27 protein-coding genes are annotated in these 26,800 nt (G+C 54.7%); 10 read left to right on the top strand and 17 right to left on the bottom strand.

The features are described 5' to 3' along the window. Positions 1-7: 7 nt before the first annotated feature. Positions 8-643 carry a phosphatidylglycerophosphatase C gene (yfhb, locus tag FQK12_RS02135; RefSeq protein WP_004853258.1) on the bottom strand — a complete coding sequence of 212 codons (636 nt, stop codon included), beginning with the start codon at positions 641-643 and terminating at the stop codon, positions 8-10. 208 nt (positions 644-851) lie between these two features. Between yfhb and FQK12_RS02130 the strand changes: the two genes are divergently transcribed. Next, positions 852-1,700, top strand: a complete 849-nt coding sequence (locus FQK12_RS02130) for a MurR/RpiR family transcriptional regulator (RefSeq protein WP_014230398.1) — start codon at positions 852-854, stop codon at positions 1,698-1,700. A gap of 166 nt (positions 1,701-1,866) precedes the next feature. Continuing rightward, a complete protein-coding gene (locus FQK12_RS02125; protein WP_004114478.1) occupies positions 1,867-2,127 on the top strand; it encodes a YfhL family 4Fe-4S dicluster ferredoxin in 261 nt (86 codons plus the stop codon). Between the two features lie 46 nt (positions 2,128-2,173). On the opposite strand, the gene acpS is transcribed toward FQK12_RS02125, so the two are convergent. The 11 genes from acpS to rpoE all read right to left on the bottom strand — a co-directional run bounded on the left by acpS (position 2,174) and on the right by rpoE (position 11,707). After that, a complete protein-coding gene (gene acpS, locus FQK12_RS02120; protein WP_014230399.1) occupies positions 2,174-2,554 on the bottom strand; it encodes a holo-ACP synthase in 381 nt (126 codons plus the stop codon). Continuing rightward, positions 2,554-3,285: a pyridoxine 5'-phosphate synthase gene (pdxJ, locus tag FQK12_RS02115; RefSeq protein WP_014230400.1), complete on the bottom strand. Its 732-nt coding sequence runs from the start codon at positions 3,283-3,285 to the stop codon at positions 2,554-2,556. The genes acpS and pdxJ overlap by 1 nt, the downstream gene beginning before the upstream one ends. An 11-nt stretch (positions 3,286-3,296) precedes the next feature. Further along, on the bottom strand, positions 3,297-4,034 hold the full coding sequence (gene recO, locus FQK12_RS02110) for a DNA repair protein RecO (protein WP_004853269.1): 738 nt from the start codon (positions 4,032-4,034) through the stop codon (positions 3,297-3,299). Positions 4,035-4,232: 198 nt separating this feature from the next. Further along, complete coding sequence (era, locus tag FQK12_RS02105) at positions 4,233-5,138, bottom strand: GTPase Era (RefSeq protein WP_004104571.1); 906 nt, start codon at positions 5,136-5,138, stop codon at positions 4,233-4,235. Next, positions 5,135-5,815, bottom strand: a complete 681-nt coding sequence (rnc, locus tag FQK12_RS02100) for a ribonuclease III (RefSeq protein WP_004104573.1) — start codon at positions 5,813-5,815, stop codon at positions 5,135-5,137. The genes era and rnc overlap by 4 nt, the downstream gene beginning before the upstream one ends. A 226-nt stretch (positions 5,816-6,041) precedes the next feature. Then, positions 6,042-7,016: a signal peptidase I gene (lepB, locus tag FQK12_RS02095; RefSeq protein ID WP_014230401.1), complete on the bottom strand. Its 975-nt coding sequence runs from the start codon at positions 7,014-7,016 to the stop codon at positions 6,042-6,044. 15 nt (positions 7,017-7,031) lie between these two features. Further along, the gene (lepA, locus tag FQK12_RS02090; RefSeq protein ID WP_004853275.1) at positions 7,032-8,831 is read right to left on the bottom strand and encodes a translation elongation factor 4; all 1,800 of its coding nucleotides are present in this window, start codon (positions 8,829-8,831) and stop codon (positions 7,032-7,034) included. 185 nt (positions 8,832-9,016) lie between these two features. After that, entirely contained in the window at positions 9,017-9,496 is a 480-nt protein-coding gene (rseC, locus tag FQK12_RS02085) for a SoxR-reducing system protein RseC (RefSeq protein WP_014230402.1), read from the bottom strand. Beyond that, entirely contained in the window at positions 9,493-10,449 is a 957-nt protein-coding gene (gene rseB / locus FQK12_RS02080) for a sigma-E factor regulatory protein RseB (protein WP_004853278.1), read from the bottom strand. The genes rseC and rseB overlap by 4 nt, the downstream gene beginning before the upstream one ends. After that, positions 10,449-11,099, bottom strand: coding sequence for an anti-sigma-E factor RseA (rseA, locus tag FQK12_RS02075; protein ID WP_004853279.1), 651 nt, complete (start codon positions 11,097-11,099; stop codon positions 10,449-10,451). Before rseA ends, rseB begins: the two co-directional genes overlap by 1 nt. A 32-nt stretch (positions 11,100-11,131) precedes the next feature. Continuing rightward, positions 11,132-11,707 (bottom strand): RNA polymerase sigma factor RpoE, encoded by a 576-nt coding sequence (gene rpoE / locus FQK12_RS02070; RefSeq protein WP_004104583.1) that lies wholly within the window; start codon positions 11,705-11,707, stop codon positions 11,132-11,134. Between the two features lie 424 nt (positions 11,708-12,131). On the opposite strand from rpoE, the gene nadB reads away from it, so the two are divergent. Beyond that, positions 12,132-13,751: an L-aspartate oxidase gene (gene nadB, locus FQK12_RS02060; protein ID WP_004853280.1), complete on the top strand. Its 1,620-nt coding sequence runs from the start codon at positions 12,132-12,134 to the stop codon at positions 13,749-13,751. On the opposite strand, the gene trmN is transcribed toward nadB, so the two are convergent. Next, positions 13,736-14,476: a tRNA(1)(Val) (adenine(37)-N(6))-methyltransferase TrmN gene (gene trmN, locus FQK12_RS02055; RefSeq protein WP_014230403.1), complete on the bottom strand. Its 741-nt coding sequence runs from the start codon at positions 14,474-14,476 to the stop codon at positions 13,736-13,738. The genes nadB and trmN overlap by 16 nt on opposite strands. A 132-nt stretch (positions 14,477-14,608) precedes the next feature. Between trmN and srmB the strand changes: the two genes are divergently transcribed. After that, positions 14,609-15,940 (top strand): ATP-dependent RNA helicase SrmB, encoded by a 1,332-nt coding sequence (gene srmB, locus FQK12_RS02050; RefSeq protein ID WP_004853282.1) that lies wholly within the window; start codon positions 14,609-14,611, stop codon positions 15,938-15,940. A gap of 45 nt (positions 15,941-15,985) precedes the next feature. On the opposite strand, the gene grcA is transcribed toward srmB, so the two are convergent. Continuing rightward, positions 15,986-16,369: an autonomous glycyl radical cofactor GrcA gene (gene grcA, locus FQK12_RS02045; RefSeq protein ID WP_004104596.1), complete on the bottom strand. Its 384-nt coding sequence runs from the start codon at positions 16,367-16,369 to the stop codon at positions 15,986-15,988. Positions 16,370-16,680: 311 nt separating this feature from the next. Between grcA and ung the strand changes: the two genes are divergently transcribed. Continuing rightward, complete coding sequence (gene ung, locus FQK12_RS02040; RefSeq protein ID WP_014230405.1) at positions 16,681-17,370, top strand: uracil-DNA glycosylase; 690 nt, start codon at positions 16,681-16,683, stop codon at positions 17,368-17,370. Between the two features lie 55 nt (positions 17,371-17,425). Here ung and FQK12_RS02035 read toward each other — a convergent pair whose 3' ends face one another. Continuing rightward, on the bottom strand, positions 17,426-18,499 hold the full coding sequence (locus tag FQK12_RS02035) for a tRNA/rRNA methyltransferase (protein ID WP_014230406.1): 1,074 nt from the start codon (positions 18,497-18,499) through the stop codon (positions 17,426-17,428). A gap of 203 nt (positions 18,500-18,702) precedes the next feature. Here FQK12_RS02035 and trxC point away from each other — a divergent pair, with 203 nt between their 5' ends. The 5 genes from trxC to FQK12_RS02010 all read left to right on the top strand — a co-directional run bounded on the left by trxC (position 18,703) and on the right by FQK12_RS02010 (position 24,425). Continuing rightward, a complete protein-coding gene (gene trxC, locus FQK12_RS02030; RefSeq protein WP_014230407.1) occupies positions 18,703-19,128 on the top strand; it encodes a thioredoxin TrxC in 426 nt (141 codons plus the stop codon). 69 nt (positions 19,129-19,197) lie between these two features. Continuing rightward, positions 19,198-19,896: a tRNA-uridine aminocarboxypropyltransferase gene (locus tag FQK12_RS02025; RefSeq protein WP_014230408.1), complete on the top strand. Its 699-nt coding sequence runs from the start codon at positions 19,198-19,200 to the stop codon at positions 19,894-19,896. Between the two features lie 35 nt (positions 19,897-19,931). Next, positions 19,932-22,610, top strand: a complete 2,679-nt coding sequence (locus FQK12_RS02020; RefSeq protein ID WP_014230409.1) for a bifunctional acetate--CoA ligase family protein/GNAT family N-acetyltransferase — start codon at positions 19,932-19,934, stop codon at positions 22,608-22,610. Positions 22,611-22,703: 93 nt separating this feature from the next. Continuing rightward, the gene (pssA, locus tag FQK12_RS02015; protein WP_014230410.1) at positions 22,704-24,059 is read left to right on the top strand and encodes a CDP-diacylglycerol--serine O-phosphatidyltransferase; all 1,356 of its coding nucleotides are present in this window, start codon (positions 22,704-22,706) and stop codon (positions 24,057-24,059) included. 39 nt (positions 24,060-24,098) lie between these two features. Next, complete coding sequence (locus tag FQK12_RS02010; protein ID WP_014839230.1) at positions 24,099-24,425, top strand: YfiM family lipoprotein; 327 nt, start codon at positions 24,099-24,101, stop codon at positions 24,423-24,425. 2 nt (positions 24,426-24,427) lie between these two features. Here the strand turns inward: FQK12_RS02010 and FQK12_RS02005 are convergent, their stop codons facing one another. Together FQK12_RS02005 and FQK12_RS02000 are read right to left on the bottom strand one after the other, a co-directional pair. Then, the gene (locus tag FQK12_RS02005) at positions 24,428-25,726 is read right to left on the bottom strand and encodes an MFS transporter (RefSeq protein WP_014230412.1); all 1,299 of its coding nucleotides are present in this window, start codon (positions 25,724-25,726) and stop codon (positions 24,428-24,430) included. Positions 25,727-25,999: 273 nt separating this feature from the next. Further along, entirely contained in the window at positions 26,000-26,455 is a 456-nt protein-coding gene (locus FQK12_RS02000) for a DUF4385 domain-containing protein (RefSeq protein ID WP_014230413.1), read from the bottom strand. Positions 26,456-26,800: the final 345 nt, after the last annotated feature.

Genomic DNA, 26,800 nt, shown 5'->3' with positions numbered 1-26,800 from the left:
TTACACACTATTCTAACTGCTGAAGATCGCCCTGCGGCGTTACCCGCCAGCGGTGCTGGCAAAAAGAGAGCAGCGGGTTGTCCTGCTCGCTGTCGCTGTAGCCGCTATACAAGCGCAGCGGTGCGCCGATCTTTTGTTCCAGCTGCGTCACTTTTTCATTACCGAGACAGCGCAGGGTTAATCCCCAGCCGCCGTAGCGTCGCTCCATTCGGCTGGCGATCAGATTCACCCGCGGCAGCCAGGCGGTATCAAAATAGACCTGTTCAACCAGCGACTGCGGCGAACCGGTGATCAGCCAGACGTCAGCGTCCGTGCTGGTCAGATAATGTTTAAGCCGCGCCTGAACAACCGGGAATGCCGTGACGTGCTGGCGAAACCAGCGAACAAAATTGGCCTCCAGGCGTTTAAGCTGCTGCTCGCTGCGTCCGAAGGTTGATGCCCAGAGCAGCAGGCTCATCGGCCAGCGCGCGGCGCGACCGTATAACATCAGTCCGGCCGCGATAACCGGCAATAAAGGAAGCAGCAGCAGCGCGTTCAGTGGCTGATGGCGCAGGGCATAGCGCAAAAAGCTGCCGAACATATCCTGCTGATGCAAGGTTCCATCCAGATCAAAGAAAACCACTCTCCGCGTGCTGCTATTCAAAACCCACTCCCCTGAACGATCGCATGATAACCAATAGCTTAACAGCCTTACGTCGCCAATAGCGAAAACATACGCTGCTGTTGAATCCGTATTAAGAAAACGTCTTTGCCGAGAAATCTTAGGCACAGAATTTTTAATTCGCGATAATCCTCTTATAATCGAATACAAAATTCTTTCAGCGAGGGTGAAGCTGTCCTCCGGAGCCGCTATGAACTGTTTGACCCGTATTCGCCAGCGCTATCCGACGTTGGCCGCAAGCGATAAAAAACTGGCCGATTTCATTCTGGCTCAACCGGATCAAACCCGCCACCTCAGCTCGCAGCAGCTGGCGGGCGAAGCCGGCGTCAGCCAGTCAAGCGTAGTGAAATTTGCGCAGAAGATGGGGTTCAAAGGCTTCCCGGCGTTAAAGCTGGCGTTGAGCGAAGCACTGGCAAGCGCGCCGACTCCGCAATCCGTACCGGTGCATAACCAGATTCGCGGTGACGATCCCCTGCGCCTGGTTGGCGAAAAGCTGATTAAAGATAACGTCGCGGCCATGCACGCCTCGCTGGACGTCAACACCGAAGAGAAGCTGCTGGAAGCCGTCACGCTGTTGCGCCACGCCCGTCGGGTCATCATTACCGGCATCGGCGCGTCGGGCCTGGTGGCGAGAAACTTTAGCTGGAAGCTGATGAAAATCGGCATTAACGCGGTATCAGAACAGGATATGCACGCCCTGCTGGCGACGGTACAGGCGATGTCTCCGGACGATCTGCTGCTGGCCATCTCCTATTCCGGTGAACGACGCGAGATCAATATGGCGGCCGGTGAAGCGCTGCGGGTAGGAAGCCAGATCCTGGCGATCACCGGCTTTAACCCCAACGCGCTTCAGCAGCAGGCAACGCTGTGCCTGTACACCATTGCGGAAGAGCAGGCCACGCGTAGCGCCGCGATCTCCTCCACCAGCGCGCAAATGATGTTGACCGATCTACTGTTTATGGGGCTGGTGCAGCAGGATCTTGAGCACGCTCCGGAGCGGATTCGCCATAGCGAAGCGCTGGTGAAAAAGCTGGTGTAACCCCGAGTGCCCTGCCCGCTGCCAAAAGCACACTCTCTCTTATTGGCTCAGACCGGGCTAAATTTCTCCGCTGCGGATGGTCGCCCCGCGGTGGAAAAGAGCTGGCCCGGGCGAAAAATGGGCGTATAATGCCCGCCCTGTTTGTGTTGTTTCTGAGAATTTCCTGATGGCGCTGTTAATCACCAAAAAATGCATCAACTGCGATATGTGCGAGCCGGAGTGCCCAAATGAGGCGATATCCATGGGTGATAGCATTTATGAAATTAACAGCGATCGCTGCACCGAATGCGTTGGCCACTATGATACGCCGACCTGCCAGAAGGTGTGCCCGATCCCAAATACCATTCTGAAAGATCCGGCCCATAACGAAAATGAAGAGCAGCTGTGGGATAAGTTTGTCCTGCTGCACCACGCGGACAAACTGTGATATTGCCGGATGGCGGCGTTAACCGACCTCTCCGGCCTGTAACACTCTAGCTTTCGATAATCACCGTGGCGCAGGCATAGTGACGCTCGTCGGCCAGCGTCACGTGAATGCTGCTTACGCCCATACGCTCGGCCAGACTCTTCGCTTCGCCCCACAATCGCAGCTTTGGCTTACCCAGCTCGTCGTTGTAAACCTCAAACTGATTAAACGCCAGCCCATTGCGGATGCCGGTACCAAGCGCCTTGGCCGCCGCTTCTTTAACGGCAAAACGCTTGGCCAGAAAACGGACCGGCTGCTGATGCTGTTCCCATATCGCCCACTCGCTATCGCTCAGGACGCGACGCGCCAGACGATCGCCGCTGCGGGCAATTACCGCTTCAATACGGGCAATTTCTACAATATCAGTACCCAGTCCGAGAATGGCCATCAGGCGCGCGCTTCCTGCATCAAACGCTTCATTTCCGCCACCGCCTCTTTCAGGCCGCTCATCACCGCACGGCCAATGATCGCGTGGCCGATGTTCAGCTCGTGCATTTCCGGCAGCGCGGCAATGGCCTTCACGTTATGGTAGGTCAAACCGTGACCGGCATTAACCTTCAGCCCCAGGCTGGCGGCATAGGTCGCCGCTTTGGCAATACGCTCCAGCTCTTTTGCCTGCTCAGCGTCAGTTTGCGCATCAGCGTAGCATCCGGTGTGAATTTCGATATAAGGCGCGCCAACGTCCGCTGCGGCCTTAATTTGCGCGTTGTCCGCGTCAATAAACAGCGAAACCAGGATACCGGCATCGGCAAGGCGTTTACAGGCGTCGCGCATTTTGTCGAGCTGGCCCGCCACGTCCAGTCCACCTTCGGTGGTCACTTCCTGACGTTTTTCCGGTACCAGGCAGCAAAAATGGGGCTGAGTCTCACAGGCAATCTTCAGCATCTCTTCCGTCACCGCCATCTCAAGGTTCATGCGGGTATCCAGCGTCTGGCGCAAAATACGGACATCGCGATCGGTAATATGGCGACGATCTTCGCGCAGATGGACGGTAATACCGTCAGCGCCGGCCTGCTCGGCGATAAAGGCCGCCTGGACCGGATCCGGATAAGCGGTACCGCGAGCGTTGCGTAATGTCGCAATGTGGTCAATATTGACCCCCAACAGTAATTCAGCCATGACAATCCTCGTTAATCGTTATTTGTTTTATCGGCTCGCGCTGCCCGCGCGGGCAAAAACTGACGAAAAAGCTCGCGACTTTTAAGCGGCTTCCCGCCCAGATAGGGCTTCAGGGCGATACGGGTGAAACGCTTTGCCGCGCGCAGCGCATCGCTGTCCGGAAATTCACGGCTCGCCAGCGCCTTAAGATGGTGCCCGGTAAAGGTGTTGTTATCAATAACCACGCTGGCGATAAAGCCTTTTTCTTCACGGTAGCGATAGGTCATTGCGTCGTCAACCGCTTCTCCGCTGCCGGCGCAGTGCAGGAAATCCACGCCATATCCCAGATGCCCCAGCAGCGCCAGTTCAAAACGCCGTAGCGCCGGTTCCGGCGAGCCGCTTGCGCCAGCCAGAGACTGGATACAGTGCAAATAATCGAAGAAGAGTTCGGAAAAGCGCGTTTCGTGCTCAAGCACGCGAGAGAGAAGCTCGTTGACGTAAAGGCCGCTGTAGAGCGTGATGCCGCTGAGAGGGAGCGCCAGCGAGACGGCTTCCGCGCTGCGCAGCGTTTTGACTTCGCCGCGCCCGCCAAAGCGAAGCAGTAAGGGAGTAAAAGGCTGAAGCGCGCCTTTGAGGTTAGAACGTTTGGAACGTGCGCCTTTAGCCACAAGGCGCACGCGGCCGGATTCTTCCGTGAAGACGTCCAGCATCAGGCTGGTTTCGCTCCAGGGACGGCTATGCAGTACGAAAGCGCGTTGCCAGCCTTCCATCATACTCGTCGTCTTTCAAGCCGCAGGTGCGTTGGCTGCGCCCAATCACCCCAGTCACTTACTGAAGTAAGCTCCCGGGGACTCGCGGTCTTGCCGCGTGACTCAGCCTCTGGCCTCGCTCCTTCGCAGCCAGCGCAAGCGCTGTTCAAAACACGTTGTGTTTTGTCCTGCACCTCGAAAGCCATAGAGTATCCAAACTTAGAGATCGTCGCCGTAACCGAGACTGCGCAGCGCGCGTTCGTCATCAGCCCAGCCGGACTTCACTTTCACCCACAGCTCGAGGTGAACCGGCGCTTCAAACATATCCTGCATGTCTTTACGCGCTTCGATACCGATGGTTTTGATTTTGGCCCCTTTGTTGCCAATCACCATCTTCTTCTGCCCTTCACGCTCAACCAGAATCAGACCGTTGATATCGTAGCCGCCGCGCTCGTTGGTTACAAAACGTTCGATCTCCACGGTAACGGAATACGGCAGTTCAGCGCCGAGGAAACGCATCAGCTTTTCACGAATGATCTCGGAAGCCATAAAGCGCTGAGAGCGGTCGGTGATGTAATCTTCCGGGAAGTGATGAATCGCTTCCGGCAGATGCTTACGCACGATACCGGCGATGGTATCAACGTTCAGCCCCGTTTCCGCGGAAATCGGCACGATATCAAGGAAGTTCATCTGGCTGCCAAGGAACTGCAGGTGCGGCAGAAGATCGGCTTTTTCCTGTACGTTATCGACTTTGTTGACCGCCAGAATCACCGGCGCTTTACCATCGCGCAGCTTGTTGAGCACCATCTCGTCGTCCGGCGTCCAGCGGGTACCTTCAACGACGAAAATAACCAGCTCAACGTCGCCAATGGAGCTGCTTGCTGCTTTGTTCATCAGACGGTTAATCGCGCGTTTTTCTTCCATATGCAGGCCGGGGGTATCGACGTAGATTGCCTGATACGGACCTTCAGTATGAATACCAACGATGCGGTGACGCGTGGTCTGCGCTTTTCGGGAAGTGATCGAGATCTTCTGCCCGAGCAGCTTGTTCAGCAATGTGGATTTGCCCACGTTTGGACGACCAACGATGGCAATAAATCCGCAGTAGTTCTTTTCTTCGCTCATTCCAGCTCCAGCTTTTTCAGCGCCTGTTCGGCGGCAGCCTGCTCCGCCTTGCGACGGCTAGAACCCGTGCCAACCACCGGTTCACTCAGGCCGCTAACCTGGCAGTGGATAGTAAATTCCTGATCGTGCGCTTCACCGCGAACCTGTACCACCAGGTAAGACGGCAGCGGCAGATGGCGCCCCTGCAGATACTCCTGCAAGCGCGTCTTCGGATCTTTTTGCTTGTCACCCGGGCTGATTTCATCCAGACGACTCTGGTACCAGGAGAGAATAAGGCGCTCAACGTTCTGAATATCGCTGTCGAGGAAAATCCCGCCGATTAACGCTTCAACGGTGTCCGCCAGTATAGATTCACGGCGAAAGCCCCCGCTTTTCAGTTCACCCGGCCCAAGACGCAGACATTCACCTAATTCGAACTCGCGGGCGATTTCTGCCAGCGTGTTGCCTCGTACCAGGGTCGCGCGCATGCGGCTCATATCGCCTTCGTCTACCCGAGGGAAACGATGATAGAGCGCGTTCGCGATCACAAAGCTCAATATTGAGTCGCCTAAAAATTCCAGGCGCTCATTGTGTTTGCTGCTGGCACTGCGGTGAGTTAATGCCTGTTGCAACAGCTCCTGATGATGAAAAGTGTAGCCCAGCTTCCGTTGAAGCCGATTAATTACGATGGGGTTCATGCGTTACCAATAGATGAATGCGTCAAAAATGCAGCACACGAAACCGACCTGAGTAAAAACCAACGCGGTTTCGTGTGCTGTGTCAATCTTACGAGAGACAACCTAAAACTTCGGGGGGATATTCTATACGCAACGACAAGGGATGTCGTTAGTTTGAATAGATTTAAATTTTAAATAATTCACGCTGCCGTTATTGCGTCGGCAGCGTGAATAAAGCAGGAAAGATTTACTGGATACCACCGATACGCGATAAACGTACGCCGGTAGGCCATTCGCCTTCCTGTTTTTCGAAACTCATCCAGATTGCGGTTGCTTTACCCACCAGATTCGCTTCCGGCACAAAGCCCCAATAACGGCTATCGGCGCTGTTATCGCGGTTGTCACCCATCATAAAATACTGCCCCGGCGGGACAATCCAGGTCGCCAGCGGCAGACCGGACTGATGGTAATACATCCCCACCTGGTCCTGAGCAATCGGTACGGTCAATATACGGTGCGTCACTTCGCCCAGCGTCTCTTTACGTTCGGCCAGACGGATGCCATCGGCTTTCGTCTCGCCTTTCGGCAGTTGCCAGAAACCGCTGGTCGCTTCGCCGCCGTTGCTGCGGGAGAAGGTCTGTACGAAATCGCTCGGCTCAACGTTGGAGTAAGTGACCGGCAGCGCGTTGCCGCAGGCCTGGCCAGAACTACAGCCCGGCTGGATAGTGACCTGCTTGGCAATCGGATCGTAAGTCACTTTATCACCCGGTAAACCGACCGCACGCTTGATATAATCCAGGCGCGGATCTTGCGGATATTTAAAGACGACAATATCGCCGCGCTTCGGATGTCCGGTTTCGATCAGCGTCTTCTGGTAAATCGGATCTTTAATGCCGTAGGCAAACTTCTCAACCAGAATAAAATCGCCGATCAGCAGCGTCGGCATCATCGAGCCGGAGGGGATCTGGAAGGGCTCATAAATGAATGAGCGAACCACCAGCACAATCGCCAGTACCGGAAAGATTGACGCGCCGGTTTCCAGCCAGCCCGGTTTCGGGCCGACCTTTTTCAGCGTTTTCTTGTCCAACTGGTCGCCGGTCGCCGCCTGCGCAGCGGCCTGACTTTCGCGACGTTTTGGCGCAAAGATAAACTTATCCAGGCACCACAACAGACCCGTCACCACAGTAGCGATGACCAGGATCAGGGCAAACATGTTCGCCATGCCAACTCCTTAGGGTTATTTGCCGTCTTTACCAACGTGCAGAATGGCGAGGAACGCTTCCTGCGGAAGCTCAACGTTACCGACCTGCTTCATGCGTTTCTTACCGTCTTTCTGCTTCTGCAGCAGCTTTTTCTTACGGCTGACGTCGCCGCCATAGCATTTCGCCAGGACGTTTTTACGCAGCTGTTTTACGGTAGAGCGGGCAATGATGTGGTTGCCGATGGCAGCCTGGATAGCGATATCGAACTGCTGACGCGGGATCAGCTCTTTCATCTTCTCTACCAGTTCGCGGCCGCGGTATGGCGCATTGTCGTTATGCGTGATCAGCGCCAGCGCATCCACACGCTCGCCGTTAATCAACACATCCACACGCACCATGTTGGAAGCCTGGAAGCGCTTGAAGTTGTAGTCCAGCGACGCATAGCCGCGGGAGGTAGACTTCAGTCGGTCGAAGAAGTCGAGCACCACTTCCGCCATCGGGATTTCATAGGTCAGCGCAACCTGATTGCCGTGGTAAACCATGTTGGTCTGTACGCCGCGCTTTTCGATACACAGGGTGATGACGTTGCCCAAAAACTCCTGCGGCAGCAGCATGTGACACTCCGCGATCGGCTCGCGCAGCTCCTGAATATTGTTCAGCGGCGGCAGCTTCGACGGGCTGTCGACGTAGATAACCTCTTTCGAGGTGGTTTCGACTTCATAGACTACCGTCGGCGCCGTGGTGATCAGATCCAGATCGTATTCACGCTCCAGGCGCTCCTGGATGATCTCCATATGCAGAAGACCCAGGAAGCCGCAGCGGAAACCGAAGCCCAGCGCCGTAGAGCTTTCCGGTTCATAGAACAGAGAAGCATCGTTGAGGCTCAGTTTGCCCAGTGCGTCGCGGAAGTTTTCATAATCATCGGAGCTGACCGGGAACAGGCCGGCATAGACCTGCGGTTTCACCTTTTTAAAGCCGGGCAGCGCTTTATCTGCCGGGTTGCGCGCAAGCGTCAGCGTATCGCCGACCGGCGCGCCAAGGATGTCTTTAATGGCGCAAACCAGCCAGCCTACCTCGCCGCATTTCAGCTCGGTACGGTCCACCTGCTTCGGCGTGAAGATGCCCAGGCGATCGGCGTTATACACCTGCCCGGTACTCATCACCTTAATTTTATCGCCTTTGCGCATGGTACCGTTTTTGATACGCACCAGAGAAACGACGCCGAGGTAGTTATCAAACCAGGAGTCGATAATCAGAGCCTGCAGCGGCGCTTCCGGATCGCCTTCCGGCGGCGGAATATCGCGCACCAGGCGCTCCAGCACGTCCGGTACGCCAACGCCGGTCTTCGCTGAACAGCGCACCGCATCGGTGGCATCAATACCAACGATGTCTTCAATCTCTTCCGCTACGCGTTCCGGATCGGCTGCGGGCAGGTCAATTTTGTTCAGGACCGGTACGACTTCAAGGTCCATTTCCATCGCCGTATAGCAGTTAGCCAGCGTCTGGGCTTCGACGCCCTGGCCGGCATCAACCACCAGCAAAGCGCCTTCACAGGCGGCAAGCGAACGAGAAACTTCATAAGAGAAGTCGACGTGGCCGGGGGTGTCGATAAAGTTCAGCTGATAGGTTTCGCCATCAGTTGCTTTGTAATCCAGGGTGACGCTCTGCGCCTTGATAGTGATACCGCGCTCACGTTCAAGATCCATGGAGTCCAGAACCTGGGCTGCCATTTCACGATCGGAAAGGCCACCGCAAATCTGGATAATACGGTCAGACAATGTCGACTTACCGTGGTCGATGTGAGCGATGATTGAAAAGTTACGTATATTCTTCATATTTAGAGTTAATTATGCCTTACGCGAATCATGAGGCCGCTGTTCTGTGCCTGACGTTTTTTAATCCGAAAACGCCGCATTCTACACTACATCCACGAAACCAGGAAATGCTCTTACCGCTAGCATAACCGGAGTAAATGATGAGTTCCTGCGGGAGTTGTAAATAAAGATAAGGGCCAGTGAAATCACTGACCCAGTTGGGAGGAAGGCGTCTCGATGCGGACTAAATCTGGCGGTAAACCGACGCTGATAATAACCGGCTGCCACGACTGCCGGGAGGCTAAGCCAGGCGAAAGACCGCGAGCGACCAGAAACCCGCCAACGCCGCCCAAAATGGCCCCGCAAAGCGAGGCAAAGTCGTTGGCAAACAGCACCTGGAATATTGATGCCATCACAAACAAACCGACTAACGGCGCCATATAAACCAATACCGCCGACCCGAGCAGGCTGCTTTCGGCAATGCCCAGTTCGACTTTTTGCCCGGCCGACAGCGGCTGTTCGCAGGGGACGCTAAGGGTATGGCTGGTTTGCGGCCCAAGCTTATTCAGCACCCGGCTTCCGCAACCGGCGCGAGAAGCACAGCTGCTGCAGGAGGCTTTCACATCGCAGTGCACCAGCGCAACGCCATTTTGCCAGGAAACGACCGTCGCCCACTCTTTAATCATTGTACTGCCCTGAATTTAATACTATCGGAAATACGCTTCGCCGTTTGCGGCGGCAGCTCGCCAACGATGGTTATCTCTGCGTTATCACGCACGGTAGTCGCCACGGTACGACGGCCGGTACGCAGCAGCTGATCGCTGCTATTTGCCGTGGCGCGATTGATATTGACAGAGAAACTAAACAGCCCGTCGGAATACAAACGGGACTCTACCGGGCCATCGAAAGTGGGCAGACGACGCTGGCTGCTGGAGACTTCGGCCACGCCCTGCGGCAGCCAGGTTGGCGCCCAGTTAAAGTTGGCCTTATTTCCCCCTTCCGGCACCGACAGCTGCGGAGGCAGGTTGGCCTTAGACAGGGTTTCCATACTGGCGCTAACGTTATCGCCAACGTTGAACGAGACGACGCGGAACTGCTCAAGCGTTTCGCCGTCGCGATCAAGCAGATCAACGCGCAGAGGCAGCTTAGTTTCAGCATCTAACCATGCGATATAGCTATAGCGGGTGCCATCGCGAGCCACGACGCGCACAACATCGCATAAACGATCGGCAATACGCGTCCGCCCCACGGAAATGAAGTCGTAATAGGATGACAGACGTTTAAAGTCGGAGTAGACCAATGAAGGCAGCGAATCAACGATATAGTCGCCGTTCAGGGTGAAAGGATCGAGTCCGGGCTCAAAATAGCTGATTTCCGTTCCGCGCAGCACCACCTCCCGACGCGGCCCGTCAAGCTGGAGCAGCTGTGCCAGGGTGCGATTGTTTAGTTTAGCGTGTCGATAACGCAGCGACTCAACACCCTGCTTGTTGATGCTGACGAAAGAGAGCTCGTAATTAAGGGACTGGCTGGCCAGGTTCATCTGCTGCAACAACGCCCCGGACGATGTATCAGCCGAGGCGTTGACGGAGAAGAACAGGCTGCCTGCCATGAGCGACATGGCACACCAAAGTTGCTTCATTACTGCGATTGTGTTCCTAAAGTTTGATAGCCCGGCACCTGAACAGCGGCTTGCTGAGTCTGGGCCTGGCCAAACTGAAGCTGTTCCGCATGCAGGCGACGCTGCAATTCATAGTCCTGCAGCATAGCATTAATTCTGCGGCGCTGTTCCTGCACCTGAGCCTGCTGACCGCTACCTGCCGAAGCATCCGCCGGCACGCCCAGGCTGACCGGGCTGGCCTTACCCATCATCGGCATGGTGTTAAACACCGGCGCCTCTGGCTGCTGGGATGAATCAGACTGGCCATTATACTGCTGAACGCCGACAATCACAGCAAGGGATACGCACGCGGCAACGCCCATCTGGGTAAGCGAGCTGGCCCACGGGCGTACTTTTTGCCAGAAAGGCATCTGACGCCACTGGTGCGGTGCGGGCTGAGATTCAGGAATTAGAGGAACCGTCTGACGAACGGGCTCGTTTTCAATGGCGGCCATGACGCGAGCTGAGATATCAAAATGGAGCACCTCACTCGTATCGCCTCGCAGCGTATCGCGGATGAGATGGTAGCTCTCCCAGGTTTTTTGCATTTCAGATGAACGCTCCAGCTCGTTGAGCAGTTCGTTATCCAGCGTTTCACCATCCATTAAGGCCGAAAGTTTTTCTTTCTGCATGCCTGATACCCTTTTCCAGTATTCCGCTATCGTCAACGCCTGATTAGCGGTTGAACTTTATTATCAATAGCTTCTCGCGCCCGGAAGATGCGCGAACGCACTGTGCCCACCGGACAATCCATGATGGCGGCTATTTCTTCATAGCTCATGCCATCCAGCTCCCGCAAGGTAATTGCCATGCGTAAATCTTCCGGAAGCGATTCAATGGTACGAAAAACTATTTGTCTCAGCTCTTCTGACAACATTAAGTTCTCAGGGTTCGAAATTTCTTTCAATGCCCCGCCACTTTCGAAGTTTTCAGCATCATTCGCATCAACATCGCTGGATGGCGGACGGCGTCCCTGAGCAACCAGATAATTCTTCGCCGTGTTTACGGCGATGCGATATAACCAGGTGTAAAAAGCGCTATCCCCCCGGAAAGAATCCAGCGCACGCCATGCTTTAACGAACGATTCCTGAACAACGTCAGCGATATCGCCCGGCGGCACGTAGCGGGAGACCAGACTTGCAACCTTATGCTGATAGCGCACCACCAGCAGGTTAAATGCTTTCTGATCTCCTTTCTGGACCCGTTCAACGAGGACCTGATCCGTTAACTGCTCGCTCATCCGAGGTAATGTCTCCCCAAACCCAATTCCCATGCGTATTCAAAAACACCACCCAATTACTGCATCAAGTGAGCAAGCAGAGGGTTGGAGTGTCTGAAAACAATAAAGTTCCGTTACGCCTTTGTTTTTCGTCCGGCACCGGCTGACGGATTGTTATCTCTCATTATATGTCCCGGTCGCTAAACGATATGTAAGATAATAAGAAAAAGCGCAAGACCCGCCAGAAGGGTAACGTAACCCGGCTTTTATTTCACTATAAAATCTGAAGCTCACGAGCCGCTTCGCAAAACCTTTTTTCCATTTACAGCCCGCCTCATTACGCCGTTATGTTTAGTCCTCACAACGCGGAGTAAAAAAAATGTACGATTTCTCGCTGGCTGGTGCTATTGTTCGCTTATTGTGTTTAGTAAATTAAACAAAGGCCATGAAAACAACTTCCGATTCCTCCTGTGATGTGCTGATTATTGGCAGCGGCGCTGCCGGATTATCCCTTGCCTTACGCCTGGCGGAACGCTGCGCGGTCACGGTTCTCAGCAAAGGCCCTATCAGTGAAGGTTCTACTTTCTACGCTCAGGGCGGTATTGCCGCCGTATTTGATGAAACCGATAGCGTTGAATCGCACATCGAGGATACGTTGATAGCCGGAGCGGGTCTTTGCGATCGCCATGCGGTCTCATTCGTGGCGAGCAACGCTAAACCCTGCGTTCAGTGGCTAATCGATCAGGGCGTGCTGTTTGATACTCAGGTTCAGGCGAACGGCGAAGAGAGCTACCATCTGACCCGCGAGGGAGGTCACAGCCACCGCAGAATTCTCCACGCCGCCGATGCGACCGGTAAAGCCGTTGAGACTACCCTGGTGAGCCAGGCGCTGGCCCACCCTAATATCCGCATACTGGAACGCAGTAACGCCGTTGACCTTATTATCTCCGATAAAATCGGCCTGCCCGGCACGCGCCGGGTGGTGGGCGCGTGGATCTGGAATCGTAATAAAGAAGCGGTTGAAACCTGTAGCGCAAAGGCCGTGGTGCTGGCTACCGGCGGCGCGGCTAAAGTTTATCAATATACGACGAATCCTGACGTCTCTTCCGGCGATGGTATCGCGATGGCCTGGCGTGCCGGCTGCCGGGTCGCCAACCTCGAATTTAATCAGTTCCACCCAACCGCGCTGTACCATCCGCAAGCGCGCAACTTCCTGCTGACGGAAGCGCTGCGCGGCGAGGGCGCGCTGTTGAAACGCCCTGACGGCACGCGGTTTATGCCGGACTTTGACGAGCGCGGCGAGCTGGCTCCGCGCGATATCGTCGCCAGAGCCATCGATCATGAGATGAAGCGCCTTGGCGCTGACTGCATGTATCTGGATATCAGCCATAAACCGGCAGAATTTATTCGCCACCACTTCCCGATGATCTACGAGAAGCTGCTGGGGCTGGGCATCGATCTGACAAAAGAAGCGGTGCCCGTGGTTCCTGCCGCACACTACACCTGCGGCGGCGTCATGGTTGACGATCACGGGCGCACCGACGTCGACGGGCTGTATGCCATCGGTGAAGTAAGCTATACCGGATTACACGGCGCTAACCGGATGGCATCAAACTCGTTGCTTGAGTGCCTCGTCTACGGGTGGTCCGCCGCCGAAGATATCGTTAAGCGTCTGCCGTTCGCGCAGGCAGTCAATGAACTGCCATCATGGGACGAAAGCCAGGTTGAAATACCTGATGAACTGGTCGTGATTCAGCACAACTGGCATGAGCTGCGCTTGCTGATGTGGGATTATGTCGGCATCGTGCGCACCACCCGCCGTCTTGAGCGCGCCCTGCGCCGCATTACTATGCTGCAGCAGGAGCTGGACGAATACTACGCCCGCTTCCGCGTCTCCAATAATTTACTGGAGCTGCGGAACCTGGTGCAGGTTGCCGAGCTGATTGTGCGCTGCGCCATGCTGCGTAAAGAGAGCCGCGGGCTTCACTACACGCTGGACTATCCTGACCAGTTGCCGGAGAGCGGGCCGTCGGTGCTCTCGCCGTTGGCTCACATAAAAAGATAAAAGTCCTGGGTCAGAGCGGTAAATCCTTCGGAATACTGCTGCTCTGGCCCACGGATGATCAATCTGTCGCTAAAGCACTCCTCCCCCGCCGTCGGCGAAAAAGCCAACAGAACCCGATGCGGCGGGCGCACTTCCGTTTCCGCCACGTCGGTACGCAGACGCAGATGCCAGCCCATATTCTGCGCCCGCTGCACAAAGGCGTTACCAATGTCGACCGGAAGCACGACGCAGAAAAACCCCTCCTCCGTAATAAGCTCGGCGGCGCAGGTTAATAATGTTGCGTGATCGAGGGAGGAGGTATAGCGAGCCTGCTCGCGCTGCGAGGTGGCGCAAGGTACGCCTTCAGCGAAAAAAGGCGGATTGCTGACAATCAGCTCATAGCGGCGGGTTTGCTGCGGCTGCCATTGCTGAATATCCGCCTGATGAATCTGCAGGCGATCGGCCCAGGGAGAATCCGCGGCGTTTTCTCGCGCCTGTTCTGCCGCCTCTTCATCCAGCTCCACGGCATCCACAATCACCGTCTCGCCGGTTCGCTGCGCGAGCATCAGCGCTAACAGACCGCTGCCCGCGCCGATATCCAGCACGCGCTTAACCTGAGCGATGGGGGCCCATGCGCCGAGTAAAATGCCGTCGGTACCCACTTTCATCGCACAGCGATCGTGGGCGACAAAAAACTGCTTAAACGTAAAACCATTGCGCGGCAGCGCGAACTTCGACTGGGACATCCTCGATAACCTTGCGGGCAAAAAACTCCTGAGCTTAAGGCTATGCACAATACCGGAGAACAGATAGCCTTACAAACAGATGAACATTGCGTCCGTAACGTCTATAATCGGCGGTCCACTCAGAGGTAGATCATGACTGTAACGACTTTTTCCGAACTTGAACTCGACGAAAACCTGCTGGACGCCCTCCAGGATAAAGGTTTCACACGCCCGACAGCCATTCAGGCCGCCGCTATTCCGCCTGCGCTTGATGGCCGTGATATTCTCGGTTCAGCCCCGACCGGCACCGGTAAAACGGCGGCGTATCTCCTGCCAGCGTTGCAGCATCTGCTCGATTTTCCGCGCAAGAAGTCTGGTCCGCCGCGCATTCTTATCCTGACCCCCACGCGCGAACTGGCGATGCAGGTTGCCGACCATGCGCGTGAGCTGGCAAAACATACTCATCTGGATATCGCCACGATCACCGGCGGTGTCGCCTATATGAACCATGCCGAAGTGTTCAGCGAGAACCAGGACATCGTGGTCGCCACGACCGGTCGCCTGCTGCAATATATTAAAGAAGAAAACTTTGATTGCCGCGCCGTTGAAACGCTGATCCTTGATGAAGCGGACCGCATGCTGGACATGGGCTTCGCGCAGGATATCGAACACATTGCCGGTGAAACCCGCTGGCGTAAGCAGACCATGCTGTTCTCCGCCACCCTCGAAGGTGACGCCATTAAAGATTTTGCTGAGCGTCTGCTGGAAGAACCGGTGGAAGTCTCTGCGACTCCCTCCACCCGCGAGCGTAAAAAGATTCACCAGTGGTATTACCGCGCCGATGACGTCAAGCATAAGACCGCGCTGCTGGTCCATCTGCTAAAGCAGCCGGAAGCGACGCGTTCTATCGTCTTCGTCCGTAAGCGCGAGCGCGTGCATGAGCTGGCGGGCTGGCTGCGTGAAGCGGGTATCAACACCTGCTGGCTGGAAGGCGAGATGGTACAGGCAAAACGTAATGAAGCGATTAGCCGCCTGACCGATGGCCGTATTAACGTGTTAATCGCCACCGACGTTGCCGCGCGCGGGATCGACATCGCGGACGTCAGTCACGTTTTCAACTTCGACTTGCCGCGCACGGCCGACATCTATCTGCACCGTATCGGTCGTACCGGACGCGCGGGTAAAAAGGGAACGGCCATCTCTCTGGTCGAAGCCCACGACCATCTGCTGCTGGGTAAAATTGGCCGCTATATTGAAGAGCCGTTAAAAGCCCGCGTCATCGATGAACTGCGCCCGACCACTCGCGCACCCAGCGAGAAGCAAACCGGTAAACCTTCCAAGAAGGTTTTAGCCAAGCGTGCAGAGAAGAAAGAGAAAGAAAAAGAGAAACCGCGCGTGAAAAAACGCCATCGCGATACCAAAAACATTGGTAAGCGTCGTAAACCAAGCGCAGCGGATGCTCCGCAGAAGTCAAACGAAGAGTAAAAAAAACGCCGGGATATCCCGGCGTTTTCACATTAAAACGGAATCTTACAGGCTTTCAGTAAAAGTACGGGCGATAACGTCGCGCTGCTGTTCCGGAGTCAGAGAGTTAAAGCGTACCGCATAGCCAGACACGCGAATGGTCAGCTGCGGGTATTTTTCCGGATGTTCAACCGCGTCCAGCAGAGTTTCGCGACGCAGCACGTTAACGTTCAGGTGCTGACCGCCTTCAACGCGGACTTCAGGCTTCACGTCTACCGGGATTTCACGGTATTCGATTTCACCCAGATTGCTCACTGCAACCACGTCATCTTCAGCAAAACCGGCTTTCGCGCACAGGCAGCGGGCTTCGCCTTTTTCGCTATCCAGCAGCCAGAAAGAGTTCAGCAGGTCGTCGTTTGCAGCTTTAGTAATTTGGATACCAGTAATCATTTTATGCCTCCCAGGCAGGGTTTGTTCGATTATTGGCCTTCGCGGCCAATTGGTAAAACCATTGTTCTATGAGTGTATATATATCAGCCGTACACCCGGCATTCTTTGATTTAAATCAACAAAAACCACATCACAAAAGTGGTCATAGGCGGATATTATTGTTTTACATCAAGTTACGCCATGCCACCTACCAAATAAATTTGTAAGTTTTCAATTTTTTTTGCATAAAGAGCGTCAATCGCGTGGGGCAAATTTTGTGATGTTGAAAGATGCAGTTAAGCTATGGCAATGACACTTTGCAGGAGAGCAAAATGACCGCCCCATTAACCTGGCATGACGTGCTGGCAGAAGAGAAGCAGCAACCCTATTTTGTTAATACCCTGAAAACCGTTGCTGACGAGCGGCAATCGGGAATCACCATCTATCCCCCGCAAAAAGATGTCTTTAACGCGTTTCGTTATACTGAGCTAAGCGACGTTAAAGTGGTGATTCTCGGCCAGGATCCTTACCATGGACCAGGGCAGGCGCACGGCCTCGCCTTCTCGGTTCTACCGGGCATTCAGATCCCGCCATCGCTGCTGAATATGTACAAGGAACTGGAAGGGACGATACCAGGCTTTCAGCGCCCGACTCACGGTTATCTCGAAAGCTGGGCGCGCCAGGGCGTGTTGCTGCTCAATACCGTATTAACGGTACGTGCCGGACAAGCGCACTCTCACGCCAGCCTCGGTTGGGAAACTTTTACCGATAAAGTCATTTCGCTGATTAACCAGCATCGGGAAGGCGTCGTCTTTCTGCTGTGGGGTTCGCATGCGCAGAAGAAAGGCGCGATAATCGATCGCCAGCGCCACTGCGTGCTCAAAGCGCCGCACCCGTCGCCCCTCTCCGCCCACCGCGGGTTCTTTGGCAGTAATCATTTCGTGCAGGCGAATCAGTGGCTGACCGAACGCGGCGAAGCGCCCATTGACTGGCTGCCCAGGCTACCGGCTGAAAGCGAATAGCTCTGAAAATGAAAATGCCAGCATTACGCTGGCATTTTGACTCTGAGACAAGGTGTTACGCCTTGTTCTGCCGCCACCATTCAGCCAGCAGCACGCCGGTTGCTACGGACACGTTCAGGCTTTCAACGTTGCCGGTGCCTTCAATCGCGATGTTCAGATCGGCGCTGGAGATAGCGGCGTCAGAAAGACCGTCACTCTCCTGCCCTAACACCAGCACCATTTTCTTCGGCAGCTCGGCTTTGAACAGCGGAGTCCCGTTATGGCTGGAAGTAGAAACAATCGCGTAGCCCGCTTTACGGAAGCGCTCGAGCGTATCGATGAAGCTGTCGCCCGTAATCGGCTCAACGTGCTCCGCGCCGCCTTCCGCAGTACGAATCGCGGCGCCGGACTCCATAACGCCGGCATCCTGCACAATCACGCCTTTGACGCCAAAGTGCGCACAGCTGCGCATAATCGCGCCGAGGTTATGCGGGTTGCCGACATCTTCCAGCGCCAGAACACAATCTTCAGCGTCGGATTTAGCCACCCACTGCTCAACGGAAGTGCCGTGGCGCTTTTTAATCAGGAAGCAAACCCCGCCGTGGTGTTCAGTGCCGGACGCTTTCGCCAGCTCTGCTTCATCGACCACGTGATAGGCTTTACGATTCGCCGCCATCCAGCGTAGAGCTTCTTTGAAGCGCGGGGTCACGCTCTGGATAAACCAGGCGCGAACGATAGCGTCCGGACGGCTCTGGAACAGCGCCTGGCAGGCGTTTTCACCATAAACGCGGGTTTCTTCCGCGCGCTGGCGGCGCAGTACTTCAGGATCGATAAAGCTTTTTCCGCTGATCCCGCCGTGATCCGCTTTTACCGGCGCCTCATCGCCCGGCGCGCGGGATACGGTACGCCACGGAGAGGAGCCCTCGCCGCCAAAGCCTTCACGCTTGCGATCGTCACGTCTACGATCGCCACCGCGGCTCTCTTTTTCATCGCGCGCAGGGCGGTTACGACCGTCAACACGAGACTTTCCTGGACGTCCCCCGCCCTTCCCGGTACGCGGGTTATGGGTACGTCGGTCAGAATCATCATCACTGCGGACATACATCACTTTGACCTTGCCGCTTTTATTTTTCAGTTCGTCGTCGCTCATTCATTTTCTCCACCTGCGCTGCGCGAAGCGCGCAGATTACCCGATGTGCCATCACTTAGCCATTATTTCATTTAAAAGCCTGAGTCTATCGTATTCATTGAATAAAACTCATTGTCCTTTATTCGCAGTGCATCGATAATATGTAACATTACAGAAACAAATCGGCCACGTGCCGCGCTGCAACCCATAACCAGAGGTTAGTTATGAATACCGTTTGTGCCAGTTGTCAGGCTCTGAACCGCATCCCCGACGATCGTAGCGCCGATGGCGCGAAATGCGGGCGCTGCGGTCACGATCTTTTTGATGGCGATGTGATCAACGCGACCGGGGTAACGCTGGATAAACTGCTGAAGGACGATCTGCCCGTGGTTGTTGATTTCTGGGCGCCGTGGTGTGGCCCCTGCCGTAACTTTGCGCCAATCTTTGAAGATGTGGCTGAAGAACGCAGCGGCGAAATGCGTTTCGTGAAAGTGAATACCGAAATGGAGCGTGAACTGAGCGCTCGCTTCCGCATTCGCAGCATCCCGACCATTATGATGTTTAAAAATGGCGAAGTTATCGACATGCTCAATGGCGCCGTACCTAAAGCACCTTTCGATAGCTGGCTAAACGAAGCAGGCCAGCAGTAAACCTCACGGGGCACCGCTTGTGCCCCGTTTTCTCCTCTGCGACAATGGCGTTTTTTCTTAGCGATCCCCATGACTGATAACGCCGTCCTTCGCCTTCGCGCCGAACGCCTCGCGCGCGCCACCCGGCCTTTTCTTGCTCGCGGCAACCGTATCCACCGCTGCCAGCGTTGCTTGCTGCCGTTGAAGCAGTGCCTTTGCGCCACCCTCAAGCCGGCTGCCGCCGCCAGCCGTTTTTGCCTGGTGATGTTCGATACCGAGCCAATGAAGCCCAGCAATACCGGCCGCCTGATTGCCGATATCCTGCCGGATACGGAGGCCTTTCAGTGGTCACGAACCGAACCGCCGCAGGCGCTTCTCGATCTCGTCGCCGACGCGCAATATCAGCCGATAGTGGTTTTTCCTGCCTCTTATGCTGGCCCAGAGCGTCAGGTTCTTGATTCCCCGCTCCCGGGTAAACCACCGCTGTTTATCATGCTCGACGGCACCTGGCCCGAAGCGCGAAAAATGTTCCGCAAAAGCCCCTGGCTTGACGCGCTGCCGATGATTTCCGTCGATCTGTCGCGTATCTCCGCTTATCACCTGCGGGAAGCTCACGCAGAAGGCCAATACTGTACTGCCGAAGTCGCGATTGCGCTGCTGGATCTCGCGGGAGATAAAAGCGCAGCCACGGCCCTTGGCGAGCACTTCAGCTTATTCAGAACGCGCTACCTGGCAGGAAAAACTCAGCATAAGGGTAGTATCACAGCACAACTGACAGAAAACGTTTAAAATCATTCGGTCACTGGGGATCAAAGGAGACCGGTATGAGCCAACGAGGCCTGGAAGCATTGCTGCGGCCAAAGTCGATCGCCGTTATTGGCGCATCAATGAAACCACAGCGCGCCGGTTATCTGATGATGCGCAACCTGCTGGCGGGCGGATTTAGCGGCCCCGTTCTCCCCGTAACGCCAGCGTGGAAAGCGGTTCAGGGCGTACTGGCCTGGCCTGACGTCGACAGTCTGCCCTTCACGCCCGATCTCGCCGTGCTTTGTACTAACGCCCGCCGAAATCTTGAGCTGCTGGAAGCGCTGGGGCAAAAAGGGTGCAAAACCTGCATCATTCTCTCCTCCATCCCCGAACAGTATCCCGCGCTGCTTGAATGCGCCTCCCGCTACCAGATGCGTCTGCTCGGCCCTAACAGCCTTGGCCTGCTTGCGCCGTGGCAGGGCCTCAACGCCAGCTTTTCGCCGGTGCCTATTCATCGCGGCAAACTGGCGTTTATTTCGCAATCGGCGGCGGTCTCCAATACCATCCTCGACTGGGCCCAGCAGCGCGAGATGGGTTTTTCTTACTTTATTGCGCTGGGGGATAGTCTGGACATCGACGTTGATGACCTGCTTGATTTCCTCGCTCGCGATAGTAAAACCAGCGCCATTTTGCTTTATCTCGAACACCTCAGCGATGCCCGTCGTTTTGTCTCAGCGGCCCGTAGCGCATCGCGTAATAAGCCGATTCTGGTGATTAAAAGCGGACGCAGTCCGGCTGCGCAGAAGCTTCTGCACGTCAACTCTGGCATGGATCCGGCCTGGGACGCCGCTATTCAGCGCGCAGGTTTATTGCGCGTACAGGACACGCACGAGCTGTTCTCAGCGGTCGAAACCCTCAGCCACATGCGCCCGCTGCGCGGCGAGAAACTGATGATAATCAGCAACGGCGCCGCTCCGGCTGCGCTGGCGCTGGATGAGCTCTGGCTGCGTAACGGCAAACTCGCCGCGCTCAGCGAAGAGACCAGCAGCGCTCTCCGTCAGGCATTACCTGAAACCATCGATATCGCCAACCCGCTGGATCTCCGCGATGACGCCAGCAGCGAGCATTACCTCAAAGCGTTGAACGTACTGCTGGATAGCCATGACTACGATGCGCTGCTGGTGATCCACTCTCCCAGCGCTGCCGCACCGGGAACAGAGAGCGCGCTGGCGTTGATTGACGCCCTGAAGCGCCACCCGCGCGGCAAATACGTTACGGTTCTTACCAACTGGTGCGGTGAGTTCTCTTCACAAGAAGCCCGGCGCCTGTTTAGCGATGCGGGGCTGCCGACCTATCGAACGCCTGAAGGAACCATTACCGCTTTTATGCACATGGTGGAGTACCGGCGTAACCAGAAACAGCTCAGGGAAACCCCGGTCCTGTCAGATTCGTTAACCACTAACGCTGCCGAAGCGCACAACCTGCTGCAACGGGCAATGAATGAAGGCGCAACGTCGCTGGATACCCATGAAGTGAGCCCCGTTCTGCACGCTTACGGTATTCATACCCTGCCGACGTGGATTGCCGCCGATAGCGCCGAGGCTGTACATATTGCCGAGCAGATTGGCTACCCCGTCGCTCTGAAGCTGCGCTCGCCTGATATTCCGCACAAGTCGGAAGTTCAGGGGGTTATGCTTTATCTGCGCACGGCTACAGAGGTACAGCAGGCCGCGGACGCGATTATCGATCGCGTCAAAATGACCTGGCCTCAGGCGCGTATTCACGGGCTGCTGGTGCAAAGCATGGCTAATCGCGCCGGGGCGCAGGAGCTGCGGGTTGTCGTTGAGCACGATCCGGTTTTTGGGCCGCTGATCATGCTGGGAGAAGGCGGCGTCGAATGGCGGGCTGAGGATCAGGCCGCCGTCGCGCTCCCGCCGCTGAATATGAACCTTGCGCGCTATCTGGTTATCCAGGCCATCAAAAGTAAAAAAGTGCGCGGCCGCAGCGCGCTGCGCCCTCTCGATATTCCTGGCCTGAGCCAGCTTCTGGTACAGGTATCGAATCTGATCGTCGACTGTCCGGAAATACAGCGCCTGGATATTCACCCTCTTCTGGCTTCCGGCCACGAGTTTACCGCGCTTGATGTCACGTTAACTCTCGCACCGTTTACCGGCGATAGTGAAAGTCGCCTGGCCATACGCCCTTACCCTCAGCAGCAGGAGGAGTGGGTGGTGATGAAGAATGGCGAACGCTGTCTTTTCCGTCCCATCCTCCCGGAAGATGAGCCGCAGCTTATGGCCTTTATCGCTCAGGTCACGAAAGAAGATCTTTATTATCGTTACTTCAGCGAAATCAACGAATTTACTCATGATGATTTAGCCAATATGACGCAGATCGACTACGATCGAGAAATGGCCTTTGTTGCTGTGCGCACCACCGCCGAGGGGAACGAGATCCTCGGCGTAACGCGAGCGATCTCCGATCCGGATAATATCGATGCCGAGTTTGCTGTACTGGTGCGCTCCGACCTGAAGGGTATGGGGTTAGGCCGCAAGCTCCTGGAAAAGCTGATTATCTACACGCAAAACCACGGCCTGCAGCGTTTGAATGGCATTACCATGCCGAATAATAAAGGCATGATCGGACTCGCCAGAAAGCTAGGATTCTCGGTTGATATTCAGCTTGAAGATGGAATTGTCAGTTTGTCTCTACAGCTTGTACCTGAGCAATTACAAACGGCTGGCCGCAATTGTTGACTACTTTAACGGGTAGTAATGGTATTATTGCCCGCTTACGTCGTCTGCATGGTACAGAAGACCCTTCAATAAACAGAGAAGAAACGCACTGTGATGTTGTCAAAATTTAAACGCAATAAACATCAACAACACCTTGCCCAACTCCCTAAGCTTTCTCAGTCAGTTGATGATATCGAGTTCTTTTACGCTCCGGCAGATTTTCGGCAAGCGTTACTGGCCAGGATAGCTCAAGCCACCCAGCGTATTTGTATCATTGCGCTTTATCTGGAACAGGATGATGGCGGCAAAGGAATTTTGCAGGCGCTCTATGACGCTAAGCGTCAGCGTCCCGAATTAGATGTTCAGGTGTTGGTCGACTGGCATCGCGCCCAGCGCGGGCGTATTGGCGTCGCGGCGTCAAACACCAATGCCGACTGGTACTGCCGCATGGCGCAGGAAAATCCCGGTGTCGATATCCCGGTTTATGGCGTTCCGGTCAATACCCGGGAAGCGCTCGGCGTCCTCCACTTCAAAGGTTTTATCATTGATGACAGCGTTCTCTACAGCGGCGCCAGTCTGAATGATGTTTACCTGCATCAACACGATAAGTATCGCTACGACCGCTACCAGTGCATTCGCAACGGTAAAATGGCTGATGTGATGTTCGACTGGGTTGAGAATAACCTGGTGCAAGGGCGTGGCGTTAACCGCCTTGACAGGGCCGATCGGCCAAAAAGTCCGGAAATCAAAAATGACATCCGCCAGTATCGCCAGGAGCTCCGCGATAGCAGCTATCATTTTATCGGCAATGCTGACGATGACCAGCTGTCGGTCACTCCGTTAGTGGGCCTCGGGAAGACGAGTCTGCTGAATAAAACCATTTTTCATTTGATGCCCTGCGCTGAGCATAAGCTGACTATCTGCACCCCCTATTTCAACCTGCCCGCTCTGCTGGTACGTAATATCATCCAGCTGCTGCGTAGCGGGAAGAAAGTCGAAATTATCGTTGGTGATAAAACCGCTAATGATTTCTATATTCCGGAAGATCAGCCGTTTAAAATTATCGGAGCGCTGCCCTATCTTTACGAAATCAATCTGCGACGCTTCCTGAGCCGACTGCAGTATTATGTCAATACCGATCAGCTGATTGTCCGTTTATGGAAGGACGACGATAACAGCTACCACCTGAAAGGCATGTGGGTTGATGACGAATGGATGCTGCTGACCGGCAATAACCTGAACCCGCGCGCATGGCGGCTGGATTTGGAAAACGCGATACTTATCCACGATCCAAAACACCAGCTCGGCGCAATGCGTGAAAAAGAGCTCAATCTCATCCGCAAACATACTACGATCGTTCAGCACTATCGCGATCTACAAAGTATTGCCGATTACCCGATAAAGGTACGCAAACTGATCAGGCGTCTGCGACGTATCCGAATCGACCGCCTTATCAGCCGTATTCTCTGAATTCACGCCCCGCCCTGCGGGGCTTTTTCTGGAATTAGTATGCGCGTCATCATGCTTATTGCCCCACTATTATTACTGACTGGCTGCAGCCATATGGCTAATGATTCATGGAGCGGCCAGGATAAAGCCCAACACTTCCTCGCCTCAGCCATGCTTTCCGCCGCAGGCAACGAATATGCCCAGCATCAGGGCTATAGCCGCGACCGGAGTGCCGCTATAGGCTTTATGTTTTCCGTGAGCTTAGGGGCATCGAAGGAGCTATGGGACAGCCGCCCGTCAGGGAGCGGCTGGAGCTGGAAAGATTTTGCCTGGGATGTGGCAGGTGCCACTACCGGCTATGCGGTATGGCAGCTGGCACATCAGTAATGCTACAAACGTAGCCCCTTGCCTTTACGATGCAGCGTCAGGGAGACCAGGAAGGCAATCGCGCCCATGACGGTCACGTACCAGTAAAAGGCGTGCTCAATTCCCGCTGATTTTAGCGACAGCGCGACATACTCTGCCGAGCCGCCAAATAGCGCATTGGCCACCGCATAAGAGAGTCCAACCCCCAGGGCACGAACCTGAGCCGGAAACATTTCGGCCTTCAGAATGCCGCTGATTGAGGTATAGAAGCTTACTATCAACAGGGCGCATATCACTAAAGCAAATGCCGCATACGGTGAACTCACGTTCTGTAATGCATTGAGAATCGGGACAGTGAAGACGGTGACGAGTACGCCAAAACAGAGCATTGAGGTCCGGCGGCCAATCTTATCCGAAAGCGCGCCGAAAAGCGGCTGAACAAGCATATAAACAAATAAGGCAGCGGTCATAATCATGCTGGCGGTACCCGCGCTCATGCCTGCGGTGTTGACCAGATATTTCTGCATATAGGTTGTAAAGGTATAAAAGCTTAACGACCCTGCGGCAGTGAATCCGAGCACCATGATAAATGCCTTACGGTTACGCCATAATCCTTTAAACGATCCCGCTTCTTTTAACGCGCGCGTTTCCTGTTGAGACGTTTCGTCCAGCTGTCGTCTCAGCCACAGGGCAACAATAGCCAGGACTGCGCCAAGAGCAAACGGGATACGCCATCCCCAGGCATGAAGCTCTTCATCGCTGAGGATCTGCTGCAAGGCAACCACAACAAGCACGGCCAGAAGTTGCCCACCAATCAGCGTGACGTATTGAAATGAGGCATAGAAACCTTTCTTTCCTTCCACCGCGACTTCGCTCATATAGGTCGCGCTGGTACCGTATTCTCCGCCAACGGACAGGCCCTGGAACAGGCGTGCAAGTAGCAGCAGAGCCGGGGCCCAGGTCCCTATCGTTGCATAACCCGGCAGGCAGGCAATCACCAGTGAACCAAAACACATCATGCATACGGAGATAAGCATAGAGGTTTTACGTCCACGACGATCGGCAATGCGCCCGAATATCCATCCCCCGATCGGACGCATCAGAAAACCCGCCGCAAATACCCCTGCAGTTTGTAACAATTGCGTAGTGGTGTTGCCAGAAGGAAAGAAGATGTGCGCAAAGTAGAGTGAGCAAAATGAATAGACGTAGAAATCAAACCATTCCACCAAATTCCCTGATGACGCCCCCACAATTGCCCATATACGGCGCCGGGTATCACCCTGATCCTGGGATCCGCGTTCGCTAATACTGCTTTCTGTCATTGTAATTCTGCTCCAGCAAAGACTGCAATCTGCCGCGTCGGGTGACCCCGCTCAATCAGACAAATCGATTAGTAAATTAAATGTTATATAATTGTTATTTTTTAGTTTGTGATGCCATTCACATTTTTTTTCGTACTGCAGGTTTTCGCGATTAAAAGGAGATTCTTCAGGATTAGCAAAGTGAAATATGGTGAATAGCGGGCCAGAACAGGTTTTTATACAGGCGATATTGCGGCACAAATTTATGTGGGGCGGGAAGATCGATGCTGAAAATTATCCCCAATGAGCCTGATGTTTCTTTTTTCGCTGGAGATAATCTTCATCCTGACGAAGCTTATCCCACCATTGTTTGAAAACTGCCGCAGCTGCCGCCTTAACAGGATCATTACCTCGCGAATTCAGGTGCCCCTCCTTCGCGTATTTTTTACCGCCTTTGTAATTGGCATAACGCCTTGCCCGGGTGTAGCCCATCTGAATAAATTTGCGCGCCATATCCATACCGACAAAATCATTCTGCTGTCGATAGAACTCGAAGAGCTGATAAATTTTCCTCGCAGATTCAATCGCCGATGCTTCATCTTTATAGCGCCAGTAGGGAAGAATTTCGCTTTTATAGGGTTCAACCAACAACACGCCCTGTTCACCTCTTCCTACCTGATAAAACTCCGGATGCTGGCGAAAATCGATGCTGGAAAAGTCTTGCTGGTAATTAAAAGGCTTAATGGCCATTATTTTCTCACGGGCTGGCTGATACACGTTATAAGCCTGGTACATAAGACTGAAGTGTGGCTAGTGGAATCTTCTGTATATTTATACAGAGAGCCCGCATAAAACCGGCAGGTTATTATTATGAAGATGTGGATGAAAGCAGGGAGTAAAAGGCAGAAATGACCGCGGAGATAGGTTTTATGGGTAAACCGATGTCCGGTCGGTTCAGACGACAAAAACTCAAAAAGCCCATCCGTCAGGATGGGCTCTTCACTTGTTTGATGCCTGGCAGTTCCCTACTCTCACATGGGGAGACCCCACACTACCATCGGCGCTACGGCGTTTCACTTCTGAGTTCGGCATGGG

Origin of the sequence: Klebsiella sp. ME-303 (genome assembly GCF_007910085.1) — a bacterium.
In the GTDB taxonomy this organism is placed as follows: domain Bacteria; phylum Pseudomonadota; class Gammaproteobacteria; order Enterobacterales; family Enterobacteriaceae; genus Klebsiella; species Klebsiella michiganensis.
Note: the sequence above shows the minus strand (reverse complement) of the source record. Positions and strands in the feature narration are given on the sequence as shown.

What these genes read in the sequence shown, in the direction of transcription:
- FQK12_RS02020 (WP_014230409.1), top strand. Translation starts at nt 19,932, where the DNA reads ATGAGCCAACGAGGCCTGGAAGCATTGCTGCGGCCAAAGTCGATCGCC.
- era (WP_004104571.1), bottom strand. Translation starts at nt 5,138, where the DNA reads ATGAGCGAAGAAAAGAACTACTGCGGATTTATTGCCATCGTTGGTCGT.
- rpoE (WP_004104583.1), bottom strand. Translation starts at nt 11,707, where the DNA reads ATGAGCGAGCAGTTAACGGATCAGGTCCTCGTTGAACGGGTCCAGAAA.
- srmB (WP_004853282.1), top strand. Translation starts at nt 14,609, where the DNA reads ATGACTGTAACGACTTTTTCCGAACTTGAACTCGACGAAAACCTGCTG.
- FQK12_RS02125 (WP_004114478.1), top strand. Translation starts at nt 1,867, where the DNA reads ATGGCGCTGTTAATCACCAAAAAATGCATCAACTGCGATATGTGCGAG.
- grcA (WP_004104596.1), bottom strand. Translation starts at nt 16,369, where the DNA reads ATGATTACTGGTATCCAAATTACTAAAGCTGCAAACGACGACCTGCTG.
- rnc (WP_004104573.1), bottom strand. Translation starts at nt 5,815, where the DNA reads ATGAACCCCATCGTAATTAATCGGCTTCAACGGAAGCTGGGCTACACT.
- nadB (WP_004853280.1), top strand. Translation starts at nt 12,132, where the DNA reads ATGAAAACAACTTCCGATTCCTCCTGTGATGTGCTGATTATTGGCAGC.
- pdxJ (WP_014230400.1), bottom strand. Translation starts at nt 3,285, where the DNA reads ATGGCTGAATTACTGTTGGGGGTCAATATTGACCACATTGCGACATTA.
- trxC (WP_014230407.1), top strand. Translation starts at nt 18,703, where the DNA reads ATGAATACCGTTTGTGCCAGTTGTCAGGCTCTGAACCGCATCCCCGAC.
- pssA (WP_014230410.1), top strand. Translation starts at nt 22,704, where the DNA reads ATGTTGTCAAAATTTAAACGCAATAAACATCAACAACACCTTGCCCAA.
- rseC (WP_014230402.1), bottom strand. Translation starts at nt 9,496, where the DNA reads ATGATTAAAGAGTGGGCGACGGTCGTTTCCTGGCAAAATGGCGTTGCG.
- rseB (WP_004853278.1), bottom strand. Translation starts at nt 10,449, where the DNA reads ATGAAGCAACTTTGGTGTGCCATGTCGCTCATGGCAGGCAGCCTGTTC.
- rseA (WP_004853279.1), bottom strand. Translation starts at nt 11,099, where the DNA reads ATGCAGAAAGAAAAACTTTCGGCCTTAATGGATGGTGAAACGCTGGAT.
- FQK12_RS02010 (WP_014839230.1), top strand. Translation starts at nt 24,099, where the DNA reads ATGCGCGTCATCATGCTTATTGCCCCACTATTATTACTGACTGGCTGC.
- ung (WP_014230405.1), top strand. Translation starts at nt 16,681, where the DNA reads ATGACCGCCCCATTAACCTGGCATGACGTGCTGGCAGAAGAGAAGCAG.
- FQK12_RS02130 (WP_014230398.1), top strand. Translation starts at nt 852, where the DNA reads ATGAACTGTTTGACCCGTATTCGCCAGCGCTATCCGACGTTGGCCGCA.
- FQK12_RS02000 (WP_014230413.1), bottom strand. Translation starts at nt 26,455, where the DNA reads ATGGCCATTAAGCCTTTTAATTACCAGCAAGACTTTTCCAGCATCGAT.
- lepB (WP_014230401.1), bottom strand. Translation starts at nt 7,016, where the DNA reads ATGGCGAACATGTTTGCCCTGATCCTGGTCATCGCTACTGTGGTGACG.
- recO (WP_004853269.1), bottom strand. Translation starts at nt 4,034, where the DNA reads ATGGAAGGCTGGCAACGCGCTTTCGTACTGCATAGCCGTCCCTGGAGC.
- trmN (WP_014230403.1), bottom strand. Translation starts at nt 14,476, where the DNA reads ATGTCCCAGTCGAAGTTCGCGCTGCCGCGCAATGGTTTTACGTTTAAG.
- FQK12_RS02005 (WP_014230412.1), bottom strand. Translation starts at nt 25,726, where the DNA reads ATGACAGAAAGCAGTATTAGCGAACGCGGATCCCAGGATCAGGGTGAT.
- lepA (WP_004853275.1), bottom strand. Translation starts at nt 8,831, where the DNA reads ATGAAGAATATACGTAACTTTTCAATCATCGCTCACATCGACCACGGT.
- acpS (WP_014230399.1), bottom strand. Translation starts at nt 2,554, where the DNA reads ATGGCCATTCTCGGACTGGGTACTGATATTGTAGAAATTGCCCGTATT.
- FQK12_RS02035 (WP_014230406.1), bottom strand. Translation starts at nt 18,499, where the DNA reads ATGAGCGACGACGAACTGAAAAATAAAAGCGGCAAGGTCAAAGTGATG.
- FQK12_RS02025 (WP_014230408.1), top strand. Translation starts at nt 19,198, where the DNA reads ATGACTGATAACGCCGTCCTTCGCCTTCGCGCCGAACGCCTCGCGCGC.